Raw genomic sequence first — 2,815 nt, 5'->3', positions numbered from 1 at the left:
CTTGTGGTGCAAGGCTTGCTCCATTTGATATTAGGGAACTTAGGGACTTGATGAGTGAAGATGAACTTGAGCTTGATACACTGGGAGATAGAAAAACGGCACTCTTTGTTATTATCTCTGATACAGATGATACCTTTAACTTTGTAGTATCCATTATGTACTCACAACTTTTTAATCTCTTATGTGATAAAGCCGATGATGTATATGGCGGACGATTACCTATCCATGTGAGATGCTTACTTGATGAATTTGCAAACATTGGTTTAATACCTAAGTTTGAGAAGTTAATTGCAACAATCCGTTCCAGAGAAATATCAGCAAGTATCATACTTCAAGCACAATCTCAGTTAAAGGCAATCTATAAGGATAATGCCGATACAATCGTAGGTAACTGTGATAGTACCTTGTTCCTTGGTGGCAAGGAGAAAACTACACTAAAAGAATTGTCTGAAACACTGGGAAAAGAAACGATAGATTTATATAACACATCGGAAACAAGGTCAAATCAAAAGTCTTTCGGACTTAATTATCAAAAGACAGGTAAGGAACTGATGAGCCAAGATGAGATTACTGTAATGGACGGTAGTAAATGTATTTTTCAGCTTAGAGGTGTAAGACCTTTTCTTTCAGATAAATTCGACATCACAAAGCATAAGAACTATAAGTTCTTAGAAGATTATGACAAGAAGAATGTGTTTGATATTGAAGAATATATAAAGAGAAAAGGCAAGGTTAAGCTTAATAGAAATACGGTAATTACAAGATTGTAAGATTTACTGTTATAACTATATGGTCGAGGGTATATTTGATATAATAGAGCTAGATAAATTTGAATTTGTACACAGGATGGATTAGACTAATGAATATACATGAATTTGGAAAAGGTAATGAACAAGCAATTCTGCTGATACATCCTTCTGTTGTAAGATGGGATTATTTTGAACATTTAATTCCGCTTCTCAAAAACAAATATCATCTGATTATTCCGGCTCTTCCCGGATATGATTCTGATGATGAAAGTGACTTTACAAGCATTGAGAAGATCGCTGCCGAATTGAATGAGTGGCTTCAGGCTGAAGAGATTGCCGAATTGTATGCAGTATATGGGTGCTCGATGGGCGGCTCCGTTGCTTTAATGGTAACGCTTGGACAACTTATTCCAATCAGACACTGCATTATGGACGGAGGCATTACACCATATCAGCTACCATGGCTTGTCACACGCTTTATCGCCTTGAGAGACTATCTCATGGTGATGCTGGGCAGGACAGGTGGAGTGCGCTTGCTTGAGAAGGCTTTTGCTACCGATGAATATTCGAAGGAAGATCTTCAATATGTTGCAGATGTTTTGAAGTGCTCCAGTAGAAAAACGTTATGGAGAACTTTTGACTCATGCAACAACTATAAGATTCCACAGCCCATTCCGAAGGTCGATACGCAAATGCATTACTGGTATGCCGATGGCGAAGAAAAGGAGCGAAAACTTGATATCGCCTATATGAATCAGCATTTTCCGCAAACAGAATTCAAGGTTTTGCCTAAACTGGGGCATGCAGGTCTTGTTTTATTGAAACCGGATTTATTTGTGACAATGATAAACGAATTGTTTTGAGACAGACAAATTGCAGTTTGTTGAACTGAAAAATTGAATACTAAATGCGTAAGACGATAGAAAAGAAAAAAAATCTATCGTCTTTTTTCATGCCTATTTTCAATTTATATTGCGATCAATAAATAGGGGAAACTCGCTAATTAGCGAACTAGTATTTCAAGTACCTTTCACTAATATATACACGACAAAATGCTAATTCCCTTAAATATGTTAAAGACAATAAAGGAGATAAGATGATAAGGATCAGAAGTCCCACTAAGAAAAAACTAAATAGTAAGAGTATCAGCGATTGGAAAAGTAATACTTCTGGTCGCTTTTTTTATTGAAATGAAAAGGAGAAATTTAAAAAAATGAAACAAGAAATGATTAACATCAACGCCAACTTAGTGGCGGAACCTACTTTCTCAAACTTTGAAAAAGACGGAGAAACGGTAGAAGTTGCAAACTTCACGCTTGTAAAAAAGTACGGTAAAGGCAAGGAGTATATTAACTGTGCAGCCTATGGAGAAAAAGCTGAGAAGGCAAAGGACTTTGAAAAAGGCGATTTGATTCATATCTTTGGTTACTTTAAGAAGCGTGAAAAAGAGGGAAAGACTTACAAAAACTTTGTAGTGAAGTCCTACAACAAAATTGAAAAGAAAGAAGAAAATGAGGAGGAATAACTTATGGCATTTTTTACACAGGCAGTTAATGTATTAAAGATTTTGGTTATGGCAGTAGGTGCAGGACTTGGAGCATGGGGCGTTATCAACCTGATGGAAGGATATGGTAATGACAATCGTGCGACACGTTCATAAGTGAAAAGCTTATGCACTAAGTCAAAGGACTAAAAGTTCAAAACTTAGGAGAACTGACAATCTGATAGGTAGAATGACGGGGTAACGCCCTGAAATGCCTACACTGATACTCCGATTGGCAATGAATATTAGACTATTTCATTGTCAAAAGCTCGGTGAAGTCGGCAGAGAGTAGCCGTAAGACTGATATTAACATCAGACACGAAAGCTGTCCAGAGGTGGACGGTGCTGCCTATATGTCGGGTGTCGAATACGCATGGTGAGAATGTGTATACCAAAGCACTGACGTACTTCCGAATGTACAAGTCTAAACGTTTGAATTTGCCTAACGGCAATTCCCATCAAAGATGGGGTGTTTGTGGATGAGTAAGAATGGTTGTTATGAAAATCCATATATCGTTACAGG

The 2,815-nt window shown here is 37.3% G+C and carries 3 protein-coding genes and 1 pseudogene; all 4 read left to right on the top strand.

All coding sequences use genetic code 11. The features are described from left to right. A partial coding sequence (locus HMPREF1152_RS01035) for a VirD4-like conjugal transfer protein, CD1115 family (protein ID WP_039883305.1) occupies nucleotides 1-770 on the top strand: 770 nt, incomplete at its 5' end. 89 nt (nucleotides 771-859) lie between these two features. Next, complete coding sequence (locus HMPREF1152_RS01030) at nucleotides 860-1,612, top strand: alpha/beta fold hydrolase (RefSeq protein WP_009643284.1); 753 nt, start codon at nucleotides 860-862, stop codon at nucleotides 1,610-1,612. A 350-nt stretch (nucleotides 1,613-1,962) separates the two neighbouring features. Then, a complete protein-coding gene (locus tag HMPREF1152_RS01025; RefSeq protein ID WP_005541371.1) occupies nucleotides 1,963-2,274 on the top strand; it encodes a single-strand DNA-binding protein in 312 nt (103 codons plus the stop codon). A gap of 3 nt (nucleotides 2,275-2,277) precedes the next feature. Beyond that, nucleotides 2,278-2,406, top strand: a pseudogene (locus tag HMPREF1152_RS09190) (Maff2 family mobile element protein); the annotation flags it as partial. Between the last annotated feature and the right edge of the window lie 409 nt (nucleotides 2,407-2,815).

This window comes from Mogibacterium sp. CM50, from assembly GCF_000293155.1.
GTDB lineage: Bacteria > Bacillota > Clostridia > Peptostreptococcales > Anaerovoracaceae > Mogibacterium > Mogibacterium timidum.
Note: the sequence above shows the minus strand (reverse complement) of the source record. Positions and strands in the feature narration are given on the sequence as shown.